Source organism: Paenibacillus sp. BAC0078 (assembly GCF_054483875.1).
Map to the genome: position 1 here is coordinate 149417 of NZ_JBTLRW010000003.1, position 19405 is coordinate 168821.

A 19405-nucleotide genomic window follows, 5' to 3' on the forward strand; every position below is an offset into this window, starting at 1 on the left:
CTCCCTTCCTATTTGTCCGTTCCCTGCCCAGGAACTTCATTTTGTGGATCTGTTTTGGATTGCAGCGCTGCCAGCATCTCGCCAATCCCTTGGTCTACCTTCTGTAATATCTCAAGCTGTTGTCCTGGGAAAAATTCCAGCACAGTAATGATTGTCTTAATCAATTCATCCTCCGGTCTCGCAAGACTGACAGACAAATCTAATCCTTTAATGACTACCATGTATTTCCGCCTCCTTTCAGGCAAAAATAATAACCGTCCATTTTTGAACGGTTATGCGATGCCGGATTTATTTTCATACAACTTAATCAGCCATTCTCTGCCTAATTGAGTAAAGCGCCGGTGGTAAACAACTCTTCCGCTATCCAGAACTTCTTGTTTGATTTCCACATAACCATAATCAGCGTATTTGCTATAAAGTAGCCAGGTCTCATTTTGTTTGAACTGAATATTCCGTTCGCCCAGGTCTCTGTTAAGAGCTGCTGCAGACTTGAAACCAATCTCTTTTGCAATTTCTGTGGCGGTGTATGTCTTGTTCACATGCATCAAAATAGCATTGGTCCGTTCGGCCTGAATCCGGGCGGCTCGTTCCTCCTTAAGTTTCGTCAGCAGTTCAATACCGAAATCAGGGTTGTTCAATATGTTGTCGATTACGTTGTCCGTTGCGTAAATTCCGTGTTTTTGGATTGATGGAAGAATATCCTCATACAACCAATCTTGAAATTCAGCAGCTTTTGGCTTTTCGGATTTACCAAGGATGCGATTCAAGGCCAAATTCGTGATGAAAGTCTCTCCTGTATTGTGTATTTTTCTAATATGGCGATTCACCATATTAGAATTTCTCACTAAGAACAATTGATTCTCCTTGACGAACTTTAACACTTCGGCTGTCGCTGAAGTCCCTTGATATTCTAAGGCAATGGCAACATCTTTTGCACAGATCAAGAAATCTCCTTTGAATTCAATATCAACATCTGCTTTTGTAAGAACCGTCACTTCGTGCTGTTCTTCAAAGAAAAACATACTGCTTTCGCTCATTAATACTTCCTCCGTTCAAATTTGGACATAAAAATAAGCCTCCGAGTTATCGAAGGCTTTCATACTTATAGCTTAAGGCTGTTGTTATGCGGTTGAACTACGGATATCGTAAGGTCGGGTGCAAGGTGAACCTGACCTTCATCAAAAACAAAATAAAGGCCCCTCTATAAGAGAGACCTTCTTAGTTATAAGGATATCTTTGTTTACATACTGTATTACTACGGGTTACTACTTAATTGCTGCGAGTTGTGCTTCCAAGTCAGCGAGTTCCTGCTGTAGTGTTTGCAATTGTGCCTTAGATCTATCAAGTGCGGTCTGCCAATTAGGTATAGACGTTGATTTCGGGTTCTCTTTAATCAAAGACTCCCACGTGTTAATACTGACTTCGTTTAAAGTTTTAATTTGTTCCTTTTTTTTCTCGATAGCAGCAATTATTTCTTCTTTAGTGGCATCCTGACCAACATTACCTTCAACGACATTCGAACCCTGCATAAGAATCTCCTTTCCTTTAACCGACAAAGGCACACCTGCCGCCTCTGAAATCGCACGTACAGGCGCATAAGCTGAGCCGTCAATGATTGCGGCATCAGCAATCTTCTTACCATCCTTCACAACGGTATAGGTTCCAGATACTTTCTTGCCCACAAGACCCACACCGTCAGCAAAGGCCGAAACGCCTCCAAATATCAGTGCGCCGACAATAACACCGGATATGAATTTTTTCAAGACTATCGCTCCCTTGGCAAAGTTTTCTATATCCCTATTATCGTCCCAAACTGATAAAAGTTTCAATCTTTTACTTTGGAATATTTTCTTGGGATAATAACGCTCCAGCCCTACTCCAAAGCTTAAGGTTTCGTGTGGTTGGATCAAAGGTCAAATTAATAGCTAAACCGTTGATTGCTGCCCAGATCGCATCCAATTCCCCTTGGAGAGTTACTCCTGTATTATTTCTAACTTTGGACCACGTTTCAAAATTAACATATCCAGTCGAGGCGGTAATATTTACATTATTTCCAACTAAGGCGAGGTTTGAATGTGATGATATCGCAAGACCAACTCCCGGTGAACTATAGATCGTAGATTCATTCCCGTTTGCTAGAAATCGTATTTTTGACACGCCATTATCATATGCAGGAATCAAAATCCCACTATCAGCCGATGAATATACACCGAAGGCTATAGAATATGGGTCAATCTCAACACGCGGGTATAAACCCGGCAGATCAGTCAAAAATCGAGCACCTATAATAGTTCCTCCATGTATTTTTCCACTAGCATATATATCTCCTTCAAATGTACCTCCTCTTGCATTAATAGTTCCTTGGAATGTTCCATCTGCTGCATAAACACTTCCGGCTGAGTTTACGACAAATCTTCCGTCACCTACATTAATAGATGAACCGACGATAGCTCCTCCAGAGAAATTGGAGTTTGCTATTGAGGCTGAATTGGCCGTCAGTTTATTCGCTATCAAATTCCCGGCCATGTCGACCCGAAACGGAGCTTCATTGAAGTTCGCATGTCCTGCCGCAATTCCGTTTGTATTAATTTGAGTAACAGCATTGCCGGTACCGATCAGCATGGAGACAAAGTTACCGAATTGTCCTACAACAGTTTCTGCCAGAACACCATCGGCCGTAATGGCTGCGCGAATGTCGTTCCAGCCATTGGTAGATACCCCAAGGCCTGCAGCAGTCAATCTCACTTGCCGTAACGGGTTGCTTTTGTCCTGAGCGAGTATCCCTCCCTCTTTTGGGTAAAAGAGTTCTGTTTTGGAGTTATTAATATCCACAATAACCTGCTTGGCTACCGCTTCAAAAAGTTCTGTCCGAATTCGGCCATTTGAATATAAGTTATCAACTAATTGCTTACTTTTATTTAAGTCTGCAATGATATCGTTATAATCTCGTAACATGACATTCGCTACTGTGACTTGAGCATGCTTCTCTTTGGTATACGGATATTCGGTAAGCTCGGTGATCCTTGCTTTAAGATTTTTCATTTCCATATCTGGATCATATCCATAGGCGATGTCTCCAAGATTTGGTTTTGGTTCTTCCCTGTCGATTTTGAACAGGTCCGCTCCATCTACTGAGATTTCAAAGGAAGGGATTTCTTTGTCCCGCAATGTTTTCCGGGTGACCTTCAGAAGCTCTGAAACGGCGTTGTTCAGGTCTAATTCGGGATCAATATCCTGTTCAATGATTTCGTTGTCGAAGTACGGAACGGAATCACTTCCCCAGGTTGCGGCGTAAGGTGAGATCAAATAGTTTACTTTCAAGATCCCGTCAACGATAGCCCCCGGAACGGCCTCTAGCAGCGCTCTCTCTTCGCTTGTTAGGATGGATGCTGGTTGACCTATCCAAGTAGTTCCGTCCTTCATTTGGGCAAATAGGCGTGTCGTAAGGCTTGAGGCATCATCTTTAAATTGATCAGAGACAATGTTCTTCTTGATTCTGTATTGTAGGCCATTGTCTGTCCCAATTTGTTTCTTCAGGTGTATCACAAAGTTATCCGGCTCCACCTCGCAGCCATACATTTCTATGATACTATTAAGTGCTTGTAGGCAGTTCCCTTGTCCGAAATCTTTTACATCATGAAGATCAAAAGTATCGTCGATTGAAAATGTGAATCTTCCGCCCGTTGCTGCAGTGATTAGATTTGTCAGTTGTGAGATATGAACGCCATACGCCTCAGCGATATATGAAGCATACGGAAACTTATAATCTGTAAGTTTGAACATCACATGAGTGCACATGATTGAGGCCGTTAATTTCCGGTCTTCACGGACTCTTGAACGGCTGTTGATGACATAATACTGTCCACGCTCGTCCTTAACATGGCCCTTTAGAAGCAATTTCTCCCGGTAATCTTCACTGTTCATTGGAACAATAAATTGTAACTCATAGTCCGAATTAATCCGGCGTTTGCGTTCAATATCATACGCACTTATGAGTATTCCTACGCGTTTCATGTTTTTATCGTAGGATTGCAAATAATTCATTCTCACTAACCTCCTAGTACAAATATTTATCTCGGTGAGTGACGCGTATCAGAACCGACCTACTAGCTGCTGTATCGGTATAGGTAAGTTTGTTGTCGCCAAGCACCAAGTCAAAGAAATCACCTTCCATGTTGTGAATAATGTTCTGCCCATTCTTGGTGATCTTCATTTTTTGGCTATCTATAACAATCCGATCACCAGGAGCAAAGTTTCCTTCGAAGGAAATGATGTCAGTGTGAAAGTAACGAACCTGGGCGTGAAATTCCGTCATAACCTCGAAGGCTGCAGATATGGGCATCTCAATGCCAATTTCAGTTTGTATTTCTGTCATTGTTTCAATGGAGGCGATGAACGGTATCTCCCGAATCATATCCGCCTGTAACTCTCCAATTACTTCAAAGGCTAATCCGAAAGGCATTTCAAGGTTCAATCGAGAATCCACTTCAATTATTGGTTCAAACATCACCGAAAACAGCACTTCCGCTACATATGGCAGGTTAAATGGTGTGCGATTAAAGGCTCCAGCAAACATCGTATCCCCTCCTTTTGCTCAGGAAAATTTTCCTTAACCACAAAAATAGCCCCCGGAAATCCCCGAGGGCAAAATAAAAACGCCTCTATGGGCGCTACTGACTTCTATTCCTGTTTCTCCGGATCTGGATAGCTAAACTCCAACGCCTCAGTCGCCGGATTTACGCGATAGCCGTCGATACCCTGAAACTCCTCTGCGTACTGTCCATATTCCAGTTGCAGCACGCCTACTGTTTCAGGAGTATGGTCCGCCAGCTCACGGTATGCCGTAAAGTCCTCCTCGATGCTGGTCAATACCACGCTGCCGCTACGCTCTCCAGTGTTTAAGATTACGCTACCCGTTGCTGGGTCGTAATATATTCTCATTCCAATTTCCAAGCTGTATCCCTCCTTTTAGGCTCCATAGCATTCCCACGTATACGTGACGTTGACCTGCTGCCAGTATCCGAAGTTTACTGAGAAGCCACCTGCATTGATTGACCATGATACAGCCGCTGATGTAACACCATCATCTATTGTCACGACTTTATCAGGCGACCATTGCAAGCCTATGTTGTTCAGATTGCCGGTAGCGACAGGCAGGTACACGTACTGCTTTGCAAACCCGCCCGCCGATGATCGGATAATAATCGTTCGCGGAGTAAATGCCAATCCGGTTATGGTCATTGAGTCCCAGGCGTTGGGACTTGAATACGTACCAGAAGCAAACGGCTTGCCCTCAACCAGAGTTCCGACCATATCAGCCACCTGCACATTTTTGCGTACATTGTTAGGAGTAAGACCCGGAACTCCTGCGGTTACCCATGTTGACCCATCATAATACCCTGCCGGAGGCTGAATAAAAAATCTGTCTCCGGCCCATACCGTGGAGGCATTACCCGGCATGTGGATGTTTTCTGCTGATCTATTCGGCATCGCGCCTGCCGTCCCCGCTATCGTCGTACCCGTGAGCACGCTGCCTGCTGGAACACTCACGGCAGCTACCGTAATAGGCACATCATATATCCCCGCTGCTTTGACGATGTTAGACGGCCCTGGCGTAACCGTCCCGCCTGTCTGCACTGGCAGCGTCCCGGTTACGTCTCCCGCGTCTGTTGCTGCTTTTTTTCCCGCGCGAATATCTCCAGCCACTGCATCACCGGAGCCACCCGCGCTATCTGCCAAAAAATCCGTACCCACACGCCGGAAGGTGTACGGCTTGCCTGCTACGAGCTTACCCGCTGCATACGCTACGCCCTTTTGGTCCTTGAGCGCTATTGCACCCAGCCCGTTAATATTGAGCGTTGGGTTAGCTGCATTGGTTGCGTTAAATACGGCTGTAACGCCAAAACCTTCAACAATCCCTGCAGTTGGTGGTGGCGTTAACGTACCAGCGTAGGCTGTAGGTCCGCCCGTTGTAAGTGGGATATACCCGGGCTGTCGAACGTAATCGACCTGGTGCGCGGTAAAGTCCAGCCGCAGATTATCTGTCTTGGCCTCTGCATAATCAATGGCAAAGTCCTGCCTATCATCGGCCTGCCGCAGCTCCGCGACGCTCTGAACCACATCGGAGACAACGCCGCCAAGACCAGTCCGCCAGGTTGCCGCTGTCTCTACGACATTGGCGCTCAAGGCGTATTTGTCCAGGGCGAGGTAGGTGACGTAATAGTCCTTGGACGCATCATAGTCGGACGGAGACAGCCTTGCGTTAGGACTACTATTTATGATCCATCTGGAGTCCAAGTCAGCACCTTGATACACGCTCAAAATCTTTGATGCCAACCTTTTCAGCGCGGCAGCTCCCCAATATGCTGTATTAGTGCTTGAGACGATGTAATAGTTACCGCTATCCAGTTTAGGCACAACCTTCTCGCGCTGAATAACTCCCGTTTCGACGCTAATCTGATTGCCTCCGGGATGAAGTGTAATGCTTCCCTCCGCGTTCGGAATGGCTACCGGCGCGGCTACGTTGGCAAGAGCGTAATCCAGCACATACGGTGTCCATGCTGTTGTGATTGGAGCCTGTGCTGCCGGTACGGTGGTCACTGCTCCGGTATTGCTTGTCGCATCCATCGTGGTCCAGGTTTTTGTGCCGGTCCCGTTATAAGCAGTGCCGAAAGTTCCATTATTCATACGATAACCATAGAAATAGGCCGAGATTTCCGCAGATGACGGCGTGTAAGAGTCGCCCCAGCCGGAATCTGCTGTCGCTACCCGTACGTACAGAGATGATCCGCCCAAATAGTGAGAGTCTGCCTCGGCTGTTCCGGCAGACTTTACAGGCGCTCCATTATATTTCAGCAACCTGCTATAGCCGGACATTCCTGCCTCGACCAGCGTTGTGCGGACCTCTTTATAACCCGTTGCGCTTGATATGGATGTCCAAGCAAGTGCTCCTCCCGCAACAATATCGCGCTTCAATCTATTTACATACATCCACTCTGTACCCTGTGAGTACACGCTATCTCTTATACCGCCTACCTCTCCAAGAGTGACGGGGAGGATAGCCGTTTGCGGCTCTGCTGGCGTAAACGGTGTAGCTACGCCGCCAAGTTCAAGCTGCCAATTTTTAAAGGTAGTTATACCTGCTCCAAGTGAGGTCATATAGATAATAATTTGATTAACGGATGATCCTAAAGTAAATGTCCTTGAAGGAAGTGTGGCATTCCCGTCCACAATCTGTGTTCCTGATCCTGCTCCCCCGTACTCTTTAATAACATAGTAGGCAACGCCTGTGATTTCAGAAAACTTTATTGTATACGTGGCTCCACCGACCACTGGCAGAATGTATGTTGAGTGTTGGTTATCTGCCGTAGCCGTCAGTGTCAAATCATACGGCCCATTGACACGCGCATTGGCGTGAAGTGTGCCCGGTGTTCCCGGAAACAAATTGCGCCCTTGCTTCGTAATCGCCGCGCCCTGTACGTGTTGCTTGCCGTCTACATACGGTAGATAAGCGTCAATGGCCTCGCCTGTAATCGTAGTGCCAATGGCGGCGTACTCTGCGGCTGTGACTTCATATAGTCGGATATCGTCAATGTAAATAACACCTACACCCGCAGAACCGCAGCCGGCTAAAAGTCTGAACCCATTTCCGACCAAGGCGTTTCCGCTCGGCACTTTAATGTAAATAAATTGCCAACTGCCGACTGTGCCTAAAACAACATAGGAGATATAACGGGGAACGAATGTCCCCACATCCCGAAGAGAGATTTCAGCGGTCGTTGTAGCAGACTCGATGAAGACCCATACTCCGATAAGATAATTCTTAGCTGTATCCAACGAGAAACTGAAATCCCGATAGATATAACTATTTTTAGTTGCGTCTGGGGTACATTTGAATGAAGAAGACCCCGACCGCTTTTGAGTTGTAGAAACTGTAGGAGCACTTCCAGAAGTACTCCACCCCGTCAAACTCTCCCCGTTGCCTGCGCTCCCCAGCAGGTTAACCAGTGTCCGCCCATTAACCGCTAAATCAAGCTCGCTGCCGTTTTGGTCTGCGGTGAGCACTGACGTTCCTGGTCCAAGGGTTTGAGTAAGGTCTACACGGCCCATTCGTGCGTCCAGGTCTTCGATGTTGGATTTAAATGCGTTATGGTCGGCGGCTGTGTAGTATCGCGCAACCCGCGCCGCAATCGCCCAGCTCCGCGCAGTTGTTCCGCCGAATCCCCGCGTACAGCCCGTTAGTGTATTGCCGGATATGCCCGTATAAAGTACGACTTCGGCGGTATCATCCGTTCCAATCGTGATTAGGTTCGGTGCTGCCGGAAGCGCTGCGGCTGATATTACGGTTATCGACGTGGATGCTGCGGTTATGGCTGCGGATAATTCCGTTCCAGGCGAATTGTTCATCGCTAGATACATCGTTTGTTGTGCCATTTACGTAATCACCTCCGTTATTGTGCGAATCGGACTAGCGTGGAGCCAGACGGAAACTTCGGTTTATCGCCAGCAAGAATAGTCCGAGCATTGATAGCCTTAAAGAACATTAAATTCCCCCCAGCGGAGGCTGTTCGAATGCCAACATGCGTCACAAGACCCCAATCCGCAGTAGCATCCGCAAAATCGACTTGTGCGGATGATTTAATTGTCATCATCCCATTTTCAAGGGCTGCTGCCGCGAAAGAAACGGGCCTACGAGCGTAACCTCCTCCACTCACTTCTATGCCCGTGTCCGCTGCCGTGGGGTCACTGGTGTAAAGCGCAAGATAAACTGTCGCTGGAGGCGTCCAGGCCGTTCCCCGCAGTGCTAAATTCAATATTTGTTGCGCTTGCCAATTGGATATTTGCATTGCCATAAGCTCACTCCTTAAATTTCGTATTCATTGCTGATCACAAATTTTGAAATCGTTGTCGTTCCGGTGTTTGTTAAAGTGATTACTGGACTTGATCTTTCATCACCTTCTGAGTTAACGACTATCATTTCAGGCGAAGAGGTAATCGTTGTTTCAAATACTTTTTCTTCCGATTCGGGGAATGGATTTTCTCCCATCTTTATTGGGATGGTTAGTTCTCCATCGAAGATAATCTTGGTGATGTCCATTGTTCCGGCGTAACGTCCAATGTATCGTTTGCCTGGTCTATCCGAAAAAGTGAATACGATATCACCTTTACGGATATTAAAAAGAGCCGCCACGAGGGCGACTCTGTTGTGATAATCAATTGTTGAATCATCGGCCATTATAATACACTCAAGGTTGAATGTTCGGGGGCCATAGGTACTCCCAAAATCCACTGCTCCATCCCGGTCTGCGAGTTCGACTGAATTGTCCTTTGTTGGGGGAAGAACAGGAATATTGTGAGATTTCAATCCAAGTCCAATCGAATCAAAAGTAACGCCGTCTGCCGTAGCTACAATCAATTATTTCGCCCCCGATCTGGCCTGTGCTCTTCGAACGAAATTATCTCTTTCATTCCAGTAGACCCTAATATCTGATTGGTCCTCAAAGTAATTATCTCCTGAGGATAGTTCGAAATGGTTGTGTATTTGCTGCGGATATGAACCCCCTGATGCTGCTGGCATAGAGAACTGAGGCATTGAGAAATTAAGGGATGGCATTTTGAAATTCATTAACTTGATGAGATTGTCTTGCTGCCGTTCATTCACAACAATCTCACCGGCATGCGCTTCTACCATCACTTTCGCTCCGCGCGGACCTTGGACTTCCCCACCCTCTTTGAAGCTTTGAAGTTTCTCTCCGTCGTCTTTAATAATTCCATATTTCTTACGTAATTCTTCGTTTCTGGCATGAAGCCGGGCCATCTCTTCCTTATTTCCTGCTGCCTTGGCTGCTTCCCACGCATCTTTATTGGCATTGTACTCTGCTAAATCCGCTACTTTCTGTACTATGCCGCCTACGCCTACCACTGTGTTATTTGGTAAGAATGAAGTACCATCCGAGTTGCTTACGGTTGGTGATAGAGTAGTTATTGCACTCATTTTTGCCTGGTAATCCGCAATAAACTGATCCAGTTGTTTAAGGATTTCGGCGTTCTTTTCGGATTCTTTCAGCACCTGGATATTCTTGAGAACTTCAGCTCGATTTGCCGTGTCAGAAGAAAAACTTTCGAATGCTGAAATCAGATCCTCATAATGAGATTTGGCGGTTTCAATGTCCTTATCGAATGCTGCTTTCTTGGTGTCTCGTTCTTCCTCCAGTGCCTTCTTTTGTTCTTCAAGGCTTCTCTTTGCTAACTCACGGTCATGATCTAACTGAAGCTTTTCAATATCCTTTTGGACCTGTTTCCGCTCTGCAATTCCGTCTGGACCGACTGCGGACGCCAGTAGCGCTAACCTCGCTTGTTTTTCAGCCAGTGCCGTTGCAAAATCCACATCCGCATTAAGTTCCTGCTGTTTGCTGAGTAGATCATCAATCGCCTTAATCTCAGCATCTTTCCCAGCTACATATGCATCCCGCTCGGCTTCTATTGCTTTGATTGCTGCATCCCGGGTTGATTCGATTTTAGACTTATAGGTAGATCCCAATGTCTCAACGGACTTCGTTTGATCTTCAATCAACTTCTGCCGGAGTGCATAGACCTGTTCGTCAGCTTCCAGTCGCTGATCTGTACCTACGCGATACATGGCTTGTACTTTTAACCACTCCTGCAATTCCTGGGCTGTAGTGACCTGCCCCATTGCTTTACGGTGGTTTAAGTCCTTTTGGAAGTCTGAGAAGCCTTGCTCGATCAGCGCTTTCTTCTGTTCATAAATATTCTGTTCAAGAGCAAAGCTTTGTTCTGCCGTTCTATTCTTGTCTTTCGCCATTCGTTGATAGGCCAGCAGCTCCATGTTAATGATTTCAACTTTACTCTTTCCGGCCATCTCCATTTTGTTTGCTTCTTTATCAATCCAATTCGTGGAGTTGGTATAGCGCAGCTCGTTGTATTGCTTAGTTAAGTCATAGACTTGTTTTTGAGCTTCGGCCTTTTGGTCCGCTGTAAGATAGGACTTCTTTACTTCCTTGGTATAAAAGTCGAGCGAAGCCTTAACCATTTCAACTTCCTGCAGGTTGGCCTGACGCATGCGCTCTGTTCTTTTTTCCAAGCCCGCCTTGTCTTCGTCATACCGCTTGTCGCTTAAGGCTACAACGTCCCGGCTCCATTGTTTCATTGCGTCCTTGTCTTCGGCCAGATAAGTGGCATGCCGCTTCTTCAGGCGTTCATAACCGGCTGCTTGTTGGTCTATGGTCCACTTCTGACGCTCAGCAACATATTTAAAGTTGTCCAGGTCATCGGAGTAAGCTTCTTTTCGCGCCTCTGCTGCCTCTTTGGCGGCTTGCTCAGCATCCTTCTTCGCCTTCTCTGCCGCCTTTTCAGCAGCGCTTTTTCCGCTCTTGCCTTTCTTATCACTATCTGCACTCACCCCAAAATTCGGGTCTTTATACAAAGCGCTTAAAGCATTTATTCTATTTTGATAATCAGCTTGTTCTTTGGCGTAAGAGTCGTAAAGCTTATCCAGTTCACTTTTTGTTGCAGTTTCTTTTTTTGCCTTCTCATCCAATACGCCGCCTTTATCCTTAAACGCTGGCTTGAAATATTTAAGATCTTCGCCCGATGTCAAAACATCAGAAGTAACGCCATTGACGGCTGCTTTCAACTGAGCCAAATTCTTAATAGCTTCAGCTTCGATCCCATAAGCCTTTAGGCGCTCGTCAATCGCCATTCTGGTGTTAAAGGATGAAGCCTTTTCAGCCTTGAGATCGTCTATCGCCTTCTGCACCTTGGCTTTTCTCAGGACCTCAATAGCATCTTTTTCGAATCTCCACCCATCAGCCGTTTTATAGATTTCAGTGGCTAATTGCGGGTATTTCAAGATCAGGTCCGCCGCCGCAGACGCATTCATTGATTGTTCCCCGGTCATCTCTTTCAGGAGTGTGTTCATCTCACTGATTGCCGAACCGTTATTCTTAATCTGTTCCTGCAGATCAGCAAAAGCATCCGCTTGATTCTGGGCTGTTTCTGATGATGTACCCGCCTTTCCGGCGAATTGATCAAATTCAACGGCAGCTTGGCCTAATGATACACCCACTTCTGTTATTGATAGAGTAAGCTTGTTATTTTCTTGCTCTAGAGTTTTGATCTTTTCTTCTAATTCCACTGCATCTTTTTTGAATTCTCCTGTACCTAAAGCCTTGCTGATAGGATTAGCGATGATTTTCTGTACTTTTTCAAGTTCTTTGGTAGCCTCGGTAATCTCTTCTACCTTTTTCTTCTGCTGATCGTATAGGTCAGCCTGTTGATCTCTTAGAACATTTTGTCTTGCTTCATTCTGTTTTAAGATAAGCTTATTTAATGCTTCTACTTGGGTCTGGACGGCTTTGTCTGTGTACCCCGCAGATTCAAGTTGCTTGGCTCCTTCTTTACCCAGGGTAATAACCAGCGCCTGAGACACTTCATCAAGTTGCTTTTTAACCTGTGCCTGCTTTTGTTGAGAGAGATTGGCAGACTGAAGAGACGCTTCCAAAGACTTATGCGCGTCAACAAGTTTTGGCAAAAGCTCGATTTGCCGCTGGTATTGACTGATCATTTGTTGGCTCGCGGCCTCATCATCTTTCAATTGCTGAATGCGATCTCGTTCGGCCTTTTCAGCTTTTCCGCTCTGGAAGATATAGATAGCTATTGCACCAGCCAACAGCGAAAGCCCGGCAGTTGCTGCTGCCATAGTAACTGTCGAGGTTGCTTGTGCTGCTGTCATGGCTGCTGTAGCCGCTGTAGCGCCTTCTGTAGCTACTGTAAGCGTACCTTGAGCAACTACCGCCCCCTCTGTTGCTGCGGTTCTTGCAACCGTTGATAGCGTCGCTCCCTGCGAGGTAACAATATTCACTTCATTAGCTACCGTATTTGTAGCAATCGCAGTTGTTTCTGCGGTCTTTGCCGCCGTCAGGACTTGTATAGCTGTTACAACGTTCATGATCGGTGCTCGCAGCGTTTTGTACGCAAGCAGCAACCCCGCCAGTGCAGCCGTTCCTTCAAACACTCCTGAAGGTACTTTGGTTAAACCAATCAATAGTTGGTCAATGGCGTCAAGGACATCTTTGATTGTCTTCCGCAGTCCATCGTCGCCGGCATTATTGAATATTTCGAGCAAGGATGCTTTTGTCTGTGCCGCTTTCCGTGAGATCGTATCCATCTGCACCTTGAGATATTCCAGCGTAGAACCGGTAGAACCGATGGATGCCGCTGTACCGAGTAAGATATCCCCTGCGTTCAGTGACGCAGCCAGCTTCGCATACTGGTATACCCCGCGCGAGATATCGGCATAGGATTTTGTCAGATCATAGTTCTTGTCGATGACCTTCGTGGAAAGGTCAAGCAAGATATCATCAGCTCTACGCCATTGTTCTTTGCCGTTAACCACTTCTTTTGTTGCAACGCCGAGACTTTCGATTTCTTTAACAGCCTTATCCGTGCGGATCGTACCGAGAACCGTTTTCCACATGTTGCCTAAGTTTTCCCCGGATAGGGCGGTGTTGCGGATACCGGATGAAATCAAACCGTTCATCATATCAAATGAAACGCCTGTTTCCGCTGCAATTTTACCTGTTCGCTCGAATGCAGCCCCTAAGTCCTTCGCCGGCGCCATCGTGTCATGAGCTACTTTTGACCAGGAGTCAAGAATACGCCCGCCGAGCACCGCAGCATCGTTGGCATCTTTGACTTGAACACCATACTGCGCCAACGTGGACTCCATGCTCTTCGTAGCATCTTCAAGGCTTACCAAATCGACTGTAGACAGCATGGTAGACTTGCGAACCATTTCCTGCACTACGCCAGCATCTTTGTACATACGTCCCCAAAGCCGCGCTGATTCGGTTACATCAGTTATCTCTGAACCCAAGTCATGCGCTGTTTGAATAAACTTCGTCGTTTCCTCATGAAGCAGTTTTGTATTCATTACCGCTTCTTTTGAACCTTCATTGTAGGTCAGGAAATACTTTTCATTGGTTTGAACGTACCCGGCCATATTGGACTCTATATCTACAAGTCCCTCTCTCATGGCTTGCTGTACTTCATGGATACCTCGATAGACGGTGTTAAACACAAGAGCATGCGCAGCCATTTGTTGCAGCCTAGATGCCCATGCCGATGTTGTTGAGGTCATATCCCCGCCAATGTTGGACCCTGAAAGTTTGCTTGTCTGGTTGGCGGTCTGTTCCATTGCCCTGCGAATCTTCTGTTCTTCCTGAAGGACCTTCTCCCTCATTTGCGCTTCTTTGATTTCCCGGGACCGTAGAGCCTTAATCCAAAACTGTTCATAGGACGCTGCATTAGCCCGGGCTTGCTGGCTTTCGGATTCTCCCAATTGAATCAACTTGCGGCGAATTGATTGCTCTTCCATCAGTACGCGTTCTCGGGTTTTATCTGTTGTACTGTACCCGTTGGCTGCATTCGCTTTCACTGCACTGGCTGCAGCTTTATTTTGGAGTGTGGTCATTCTCAATTGATGTTCGCGTTCTTGCTGTTCTACGGCATCATATCTCTTCTTAATAATTGCTTCTTGTGCTGCAAGTTTGGCATCTACAATCTTGTTAGCCGTATCCATCTGATTTCTCTTTGCGTCAATCAGCGCAGTTTGAGCATTACGCTGCTTCACCAATGCTTCCGACTCAGCCATGATCTTCTTGCGTCGTTCTTCTGATGTTAACGCCACTTTATCGGCCGCTGCGGCTAATGAGGAATAATTCTTGGTGGTGACGGTTATTTCTTGATTCAATACCTTGAAGGTCTCTGCATTGCCTTTTACCCCTTGGTCTATCGCCTTAAATGCTGGCAACATTTTGGAGGTATCCAGGCTAAGCCTTGCTTGAACAACATCTTTGCCCATGTCTGTCAATGTATTTTCACCCCTTATTTTTGCTAAGGAAATTTTTCCTGAACTGAATGGATTGACCGTATATACAGAAAAAGAGACCTGCCGTTTGGTGACGGAGGTCTCTTAAATTTATTTTTTGGGGTAAAACCCCACGTCAGAAAGATACTTTACTTTCTTCGGTTTCTTTTCTTCAATTTCCCCGCCATGCAGGATGATTTCAAATTCCCTGTTCTTATTTTTGGCTTTCATGAGGGTGCGGATTTTCGGAATCGTCATGTTGATCCACTCGCTATCAGATATGCCATTGCCTACACATAAGGCCCATATTTCAAGCCAGTTGGTTTCTTGTTTGTCTTCCTGGTCTTCGTCATCTTCATCCTCGCCAGCCTCAGGATCTGGAGGGAATGACTCTTTATAGAAATCGGTCTAGGAGTGTATCCAGCACCTCAACATTTGCCTGTTCGTATTCTTCGTCGGTTAGTCCATCAACTAGCACTAGACTAAATGCTTCTCGGTATGCTGCTTCGACCGCTGGGAAGTCAATTGTTTTGACCTCACCATTGACTTCGCCGGTCCATGCGTCCCGCCCGATGGAGTAAGAGAAACTATACTGTTTGTCCTTCATCAATTGCCGGACTTTGCGGATCAGCCCGATGCTTCCGATCTTAACGTTCTTTACAATGCCTTCAGCCAGTTGTACTTCATCGCCAATGTTAAGAGTTTGATCCATTTGAGTGTCCAATGAGTATTCCTCCTTAAAATGAAGATTCCCCCGCCATTAAAGCAAGGGAACCAATTTGATATTTAGATCAGATACCGAAGATTAGTTCAACTGCAATAGCATCTGGATTATCTGTTGAAACGTCTGGTTGCATAATCTCAAGTGTCATTGTGTTTGCAGTCGGCTTTTTCCGCTCCTGAGAAACATCCAGCGTGCCACCCCCGAGAGCTTTCCAAATGGTCAATTGGCAAGGCACCGGATTACCACTCGCATCATCAACGAGTTCAAAACGATGGACCAGTTTAAATGGCTTCGGTCTGCGTGTTCCGCTCAGTTTACTCTTCGTGGAATCTTCTTTCGTCCATGAAAATGTAATGACGATAACCTTGCCGTTATTTGCAGCATCGGACGTAACCTTACCCGCAGCAGTAATCATGTATTGTACTGCAGTTGGTGCTGATGCTGCGCGAGTTAAAGGGACGAGTTCCCCGGTGTCAGTATCTTTTAGAAACACCTTATCAGTAGCCGCTACGAAAGTTCCGCCGTATTTTGTGGGAGCCTTGACTGTGTAGCCATTAGTTGGGTCCAAAACTCCGGTTTCAGTCTCGTCAAACTTAACTGGTCCACGTTCTGTTTCTGCCCCTTGGGATATTTCCGCCAAAATAGTCGAGAATCGCGGAATTTCAATACTGGCTTTGTCTGCCAAATCTTGGGCAGTATAGTGGAAGGCGTAACCAGACTCGCCACCCATAACCTTCTGCCAATCCAACTGAAGTTGCAGCGAAACTTTTGAAATCTTATCATCCAGGTACTTCAGTGTTCCGTCTGCTTGATAAACGGAAACAGTGCCCACGCCATCAAATACTAATGGTCTCATATGGTTGTTAGCCTCCTTATGGCATAAAAAAGAACCAGTCAGTTTATTTGACTAGCTCCCATAATCTCAAATCAATTTCATTAATGCGCTTATATTCGTCAGTTCCTTCATACCCTTCAACCGATACTGCGTTCTCACCCATGATTCCAAGCTTTTTAGCAAGTCTAACTTTCTCTTTGATCAGTTTTTCAAGTTCTGAAACTTCTTCTTTTGGATCTGGATTTTCCATCATTGTGAGTCACTCCAATCTTTGCGCTACGCTTTTCCAAGCGTTACCTATTGCTTCGCCTGTCCTTGCGGTATTCCGTACTATCTCATTCAATAGTTTAACGAATTCTTTATACATGCCTACTCCTCAATTCATACGGATATAGTCAACATCATAAATGCCCTTATAGCCTTTGACTCCGCTGATGCCTGTTGCAAAGTCCCCATCATAAGCAAGGACGCATAGAAAGGAGTGAAATCCCGGCTGAACAATCCTTCTATCATGGAACAGTTCAAATGAACGCTGAAACAGTAGCTTTGCTTCATATCCCGTTTTACCGTAAAAGTCGATGCAGAACTTCCCTTGGAAGACTAATGGATTGCGCCCATATTGTCCTGGCATGATGTATTGACAGATATGAGGCACGGTCTCTTTTGTCACCACGATATCTGGCTCTACGCCCTTCGTAAAGCGCTTGACCATATCTTGGGATGTTGCGGCAGGTGTAAGACTCAAAAGGGCCATGAACGCCGCGTCAGCCTTGTGTGTGTTTTGAATAGCATCAATCAGATGTATGCTCATCGCTTGTCCTCCAGAAAATACCGATGGTAAGGGAAGTTCGTAATGACTTCGCTCAAACCTTCAAGGATGCGTGCTCGATTGGATTGGATCGCAATCCTCAAAAAGTAAGTCGGTGGTGTTGGCTTGAACTTTGGGTCGATATCTCCGCGTTCGGCTAACTCTTCCAAGTCAACTCCAGCGTAGCCACCGCCTGAGAACCGCATTGTACCGTCAATGCTCTTGTAGTTCCCTTGCCCACGTCCGACAACCACTTTGCTGCTTCTTGATCTCAGTCGGTTCCAGGCATCGGAATTCATATAAGTGACCAGTCCGGGGTTTTGACTGCTGTCAGCCATCAGGGAGCCTTTACCAAACTGTTCAAGCCATGCCTGCCAATAGTCCGCTGTGATATCACTTTGAATCATCTTGTTTGCCAGCACAAACATGTTCATTTCGATCTTGTCTCGAACGGCTGGATAGTATCGTATGCCGCCCTTGGCGGTCAGCAGCACCAGTTTAGTGAGCCCTGTTATCTCGACAGCCAACTTTCTCTCCAAGTCTCTGGAGGCTCTTACAGCATCATATCCGGTAATCATCGCACACTGTTCGATAACTGCACATGCAGGAGATTAGGGTATTTAACCACATCAACAGCATCCACCTGATAAGCCTTACCGCGTAAAATAACCTGATCGGGATGGATTGCGTCTTGTGGGTCTTTTATATCAACCGTTGTTTGTAATTGCAACGTGTAAGTAGTGGTGGGCAGCAATCCCGGATCATCTTGCCGCAACCGCGCTGAGACGTATTGAGCAAAAGCCTTTACGTTCTCGGCAGTCGGTCTGTATTCTTCCGGTCCTTTAGGATTGTCGTTTTCATCATACTCTTGAGAGTAGCGATTGACAGTGATAACTGCATTGGTCTTTACCAGAGAGCAGTATTTATCCTTCTCCGTAGTTGGCCGCATGGTCTGAACGAAGAATGAATCTCCGTTTTCGATCAGATCTCCCGGCTTCACGGGTGAGGTCTCAGCAAATACGCCATTGTACATGTACTCTTTACCAATAACCGCTGTACCTCTGTTCTCGCGGGATAAAATAACTACATCAGCCATTCCATTGACTGTGCAAGGTGAATGGCGGTGTGCAAATTGATAAAACATGTTTTCACCTACCTAAAGGAACGATGCTGATATTCCGAGAGCAAATCTGCTATCTCAGGAGTAATCATGTCATTCCCGAAATATTCAATGCTGAAGTCAAAATCTTTCTTTGATTTTACATTCGTATCCGGGTTTCTGCTGAGTTGTGCAATAATTAGGCCGCACGCCACTTTTACCTTATCAGGGATTGGGTCCCATCCACTGGTATAGGTAACTTCCAACTCAGTGTAGGGAATTCCAAAAGGCGAACCGCCGCATATTACCGTACCTATTTCCTTGTCCACATCCAAAGTGCTAAGATCAGCGGTGACGAAGTTTGGCACTCCAAAGAAGTTGTCTCCAGTAACGCCGTATGCAGCTCGACCATTTACAGCCGTTACTTCCTTCACTGGATAATAGGACAAATGCCCTCTTTGGTTTGTCAGCGGTATCCGCTCAGTGTAGGTTGTAACGCCAATCTCACGCTTGCATCGTCCGTCTATGATGGCAGACGCCCTAATGATTAACGGAAGCGTTAATGCCGTTCCTACAGGAACGTAGTCATCGTCTGCTGTAGTTAGGTATTGGCTCATTCTGCATAACCATCATTGACTAGTTGGTCCGCAAGTTCATCGGGCAGTTGTGCTTCCCCATCTACAAAGTTCACAACAACATCTTTAAAATGAATGGTATGGGGCCCTATGCACTGGCTTGGTGTACCCCGAAGCCTAACTTTTCGAGTCATTGGGTTTCTTGTGTCCATAAATGAACTGCGCGCATCATTCAACATTATTGTTTGGGCTTCAAACTGACTCGGACTTGCATCCTCGGTGATAACCAATGCTTCTGCTGCAGCAACTGCTTCTTTAAATAAATCTGCTGATTGCTGAGGGTATTGACCTCTATCATCGCCAATTTCCACCTGTGATAACAATGCCGTAATTTCAGCAATCGTATCTTTCAACTTATCCAGATTCGATTTTGCCAACTGAATCATCTCCTTTTCATAATGTAGGGAGACACCATAT

At 46.1% G+C, this 19405-nt stretch carries 19 protein-coding genes; all 19 read right to left on the minus strand.

What is annotated here, in order from left to right:
• Nucleotides 1-8: 8 nt before the first annotated feature.
• Entirely contained in the window at nucleotides 9-221 is a 213-nt protein-coding gene (locus ACX1DY_RS07430) for a hypothetical protein (RefSeq protein WP_458963558.1), read from the minus strand.
• A gap of 51 nt (nucleotides 222-272) precedes the next feature.
• Entirely contained in the window at nucleotides 273-1037 is a 765-nt protein-coding gene (locus tag ACX1DY_RS07435) for a BRO family protein (protein ID WP_458963559.1), read from the minus strand.
• A gap of 228 nt (nucleotides 1038-1265) precedes the next feature.
• Nucleotides 1266-1763, minus strand: a complete 498-nt coding sequence (locus tag ACX1DY_RS07440; protein ID WP_458963560.1) for a hypothetical protein — start codon at nucleotides 1761-1763, stop codon at nucleotides 1266-1268.
• Between the two features lie 70 nt (nucleotides 1764-1833).
• The gene (locus ACX1DY_RS07445) at nucleotides 1834-4044 is read right to left on the minus strand and encodes a phage tail spike protein (protein ID WP_458963561.1); all 2211 of its coding nucleotides are present in this window, start codon (nucleotides 4042-4044) and stop codon (nucleotides 1834-1836) included.
• A 13-nt stretch (nucleotides 4045-4057) separates the two neighbouring features.
• Complete coding sequence (locus ACX1DY_RS07450; protein ID WP_458963562.1) at nucleotides 4058-4576, minus strand: phage distal tail protein; 519 nt, start codon at nucleotides 4574-4576, stop codon at nucleotides 4058-4060.
• 104 nt (nucleotides 4577-4680) lie between these two features.
• Nucleotides 4681-4953, minus strand: a complete 273-nt coding sequence (locus tag ACX1DY_RS07455; RefSeq protein ID WP_458963563.1) for a hypothetical protein — start codon at nucleotides 4951-4953, stop codon at nucleotides 4681-4683.
• A 15-nt stretch (nucleotides 4954-4968) separates the two neighbouring features.
• Entirely contained in the window at nucleotides 4969-8433 is a 3465-nt protein-coding gene (locus ACX1DY_RS07460; protein ID WP_458963564.1) for a hypothetical protein, read from the minus strand.
• Nucleotides 8434-8450: 17 nt separating this feature from the next.
• Nucleotides 8451-8852 (minus strand): phage tail fiber protein, encoded by a 402-nt coding sequence (locus ACX1DY_RS07465; protein WP_458963565.1) that lies wholly within the window; start codon nucleotides 8850-8852, stop codon nucleotides 8451-8453.
• Nucleotides 8853-8863: 11 nt separating this feature from the next.
• Nucleotides 8864-9415 carry a phage tail domain-containing protein gene (locus ACX1DY_RS07470; protein ID WP_458963566.1) on the minus strand — a complete coding sequence of 184 codons (552 nt, stop codon included), beginning with the start codon at nucleotides 9413-9415 and terminating at the stop codon, nucleotides 8864-8866.
• Nucleotides 9416-14881: a phage tail tape measure protein gene (locus ACX1DY_RS07475; protein WP_458963914.1), complete on the minus strand. Its 5466-nt coding sequence runs from the start codon at nucleotides 14879-14881 to the stop codon at nucleotides 9416-9418.
• 117 nt (nucleotides 14882-14998) lie between these two features.
• Nucleotides 14999-15145 carry a hypothetical protein gene (locus ACX1DY_RS07480; RefSeq protein ID WP_458963567.1) on the minus strand — a complete coding sequence of 49 codons (147 nt, stop codon included), beginning with the start codon at nucleotides 15143-15145 and terminating at the stop codon, nucleotides 14999-15001.
• A 136-nt stretch (nucleotides 15146-15281) separates the two neighbouring features.
• The gene (locus ACX1DY_RS07485; protein ID WP_458963568.1) at nucleotides 15282-15611 is read right to left on the minus strand and encodes a hypothetical protein; all 330 of its coding nucleotides are present in this window, start codon (nucleotides 15609-15611) and stop codon (nucleotides 15282-15284) included.
• Nucleotides 15612-15678: 67 nt separating this feature from the next.
• Nucleotides 15679-16467, minus strand: a complete 789-nt coding sequence (locus ACX1DY_RS07490) for a hypothetical protein (RefSeq protein ID WP_458963569.1) — start codon at nucleotides 16465-16467, stop codon at nucleotides 15679-15681.
• Nucleotides 16468-16510: 43 nt separating this feature from the next.
• The gene (locus ACX1DY_RS07495; RefSeq protein ID WP_458963570.1) at nucleotides 16511-16699 is read right to left on the minus strand and encodes a hypothetical protein; all 189 of its coding nucleotides are present in this window, start codon (nucleotides 16697-16699) and stop codon (nucleotides 16511-16513) included.
• Nucleotides 16700-16822: 123 nt separating this feature from the next.
• Nucleotides 16823-17257 (minus strand): hypothetical protein, encoded by a 435-nt coding sequence (locus ACX1DY_RS07500; protein WP_458963571.1) that lies wholly within the window; start codon nucleotides 17255-17257, stop codon nucleotides 16823-16825.
• A complete protein-coding gene (locus ACX1DY_RS07505; protein WP_458963572.1) occupies nucleotides 17254-17781 on the minus strand; it encodes a hypothetical protein in 528 nt (175 codons plus the stop codon). The genes ACX1DY_RS07500 and ACX1DY_RS07505 overlap by 4 nt, the downstream gene beginning before the upstream one ends.
• Before the next feature lie 47 nt (nucleotides 17782-17828).
• Nucleotides 17829-18398, minus strand: coding sequence for a hypothetical protein (locus tag ACX1DY_RS07510; protein WP_458963573.1), 570 nt, complete (start codon nucleotides 18396-18398; stop codon nucleotides 17829-17831).
• 8 nt (nucleotides 18399-18406) lie between these two features.
• Entirely contained in the window at nucleotides 18407-18970 is a 564-nt protein-coding gene (locus tag ACX1DY_RS07515; protein WP_458963574.1) for a hypothetical protein, read from the minus strand.
• Nucleotides 18967-19365, minus strand: a complete 399-nt coding sequence (locus ACX1DY_RS07520) for a hypothetical protein (RefSeq protein ID WP_458963575.1) — start codon at nucleotides 19363-19365, stop codon at nucleotides 18967-18969. Before ACX1DY_RS07520 ends, ACX1DY_RS07515 begins: the two co-directional genes overlap by 4 nt.
• Nucleotides 19366-19405 lie beyond the last annotated feature (40 nt).

Excerpts from the sequence above, each read along its gene's own strand:
- ACX1DY_RS07435 (WP_458963559.1), bottom strand. The coding sequence starts at position 1,037 with ATGAGCGAAAGCAGTATGTTTTTCTTTGAAGAACAGCACGAAGTGACG.
- ACX1DY_RS07515 (WP_458963574.1), bottom strand. The coding sequence starts at position 18,970 with ATGAGCCAATACCTAACTACAGCAGACGATGACTACGTTCCTGTAGGA.
- ACX1DY_RS07475 (WP_458963914.1), bottom strand. The coding sequence starts at position 14,881 with ATGGGCAAAGATGTTGTTCAAGCAAGGCTTAGCCTGGATACCTCCAAA.
- ACX1DY_RS07450 (WP_458963562.1), bottom strand. The coding sequence starts at position 4,576 with ATGTTTGCTGGAGCCTTTAATCGCACACCATTTAACCTGCCATATGTA.
- ACX1DY_RS07480 (WP_458963567.1), bottom strand. The coding sequence starts at position 15,145 with ATGACGATTCCGAAAATCCGCACCCTCATGAAAGCCAAAAATAAGAAC.
- ACX1DY_RS07430 (WP_458963558.1), bottom strand. The coding sequence starts at position 221 with ATGGTAGTCATTAAAGGATTAGATTTGTCTGTCAGTCTTGCGAGACCG.
- ACX1DY_RS07495 (WP_458963570.1), bottom strand. The coding sequence starts at position 16,699 with ATGATGGAAAATCCAGATCCAAAAGAAGAAGTTTCAGAACTTGAAAAA.
- ACX1DY_RS07445 (WP_458963561.1), bottom strand. The coding sequence starts at position 4,044 with ATGAATTATTTGCAATCCTACGATAAAAACATGAAACGCGTAGGAATA.
- ACX1DY_RS07490 (WP_458963569.1), bottom strand. The coding sequence starts at position 16,467 with ATGAGACCATTAGTATTTGATGGCGTGGGCACTGTTTCCGTTTATCAA.
- ACX1DY_RS07510 (WP_458963573.1), bottom strand. The coding sequence starts at position 18,398 with ATGTTTTATCAATTTGCACACCGCCATTCACCTTGCACAGTCAATGGA.
- ACX1DY_RS07460 (WP_458963564.1), bottom strand. The coding sequence starts at position 8,433 with ATGGCACAACAAACGATGTATCTAGCGATGAACAATTCGCCTGGAACG.
- ACX1DY_RS07500 (WP_458963571.1), bottom strand. The coding sequence starts at position 17,257 with ATGAGCATACATCTGATTGATGCTATTCAAAACACACACAAGGCTGAC.
- ACX1DY_RS07465 (WP_458963565.1), bottom strand. The coding sequence starts at position 8,852 with ATGGCAATGCAAATATCCAATTGGCAAGCGCAACAAATATTGAATTTA.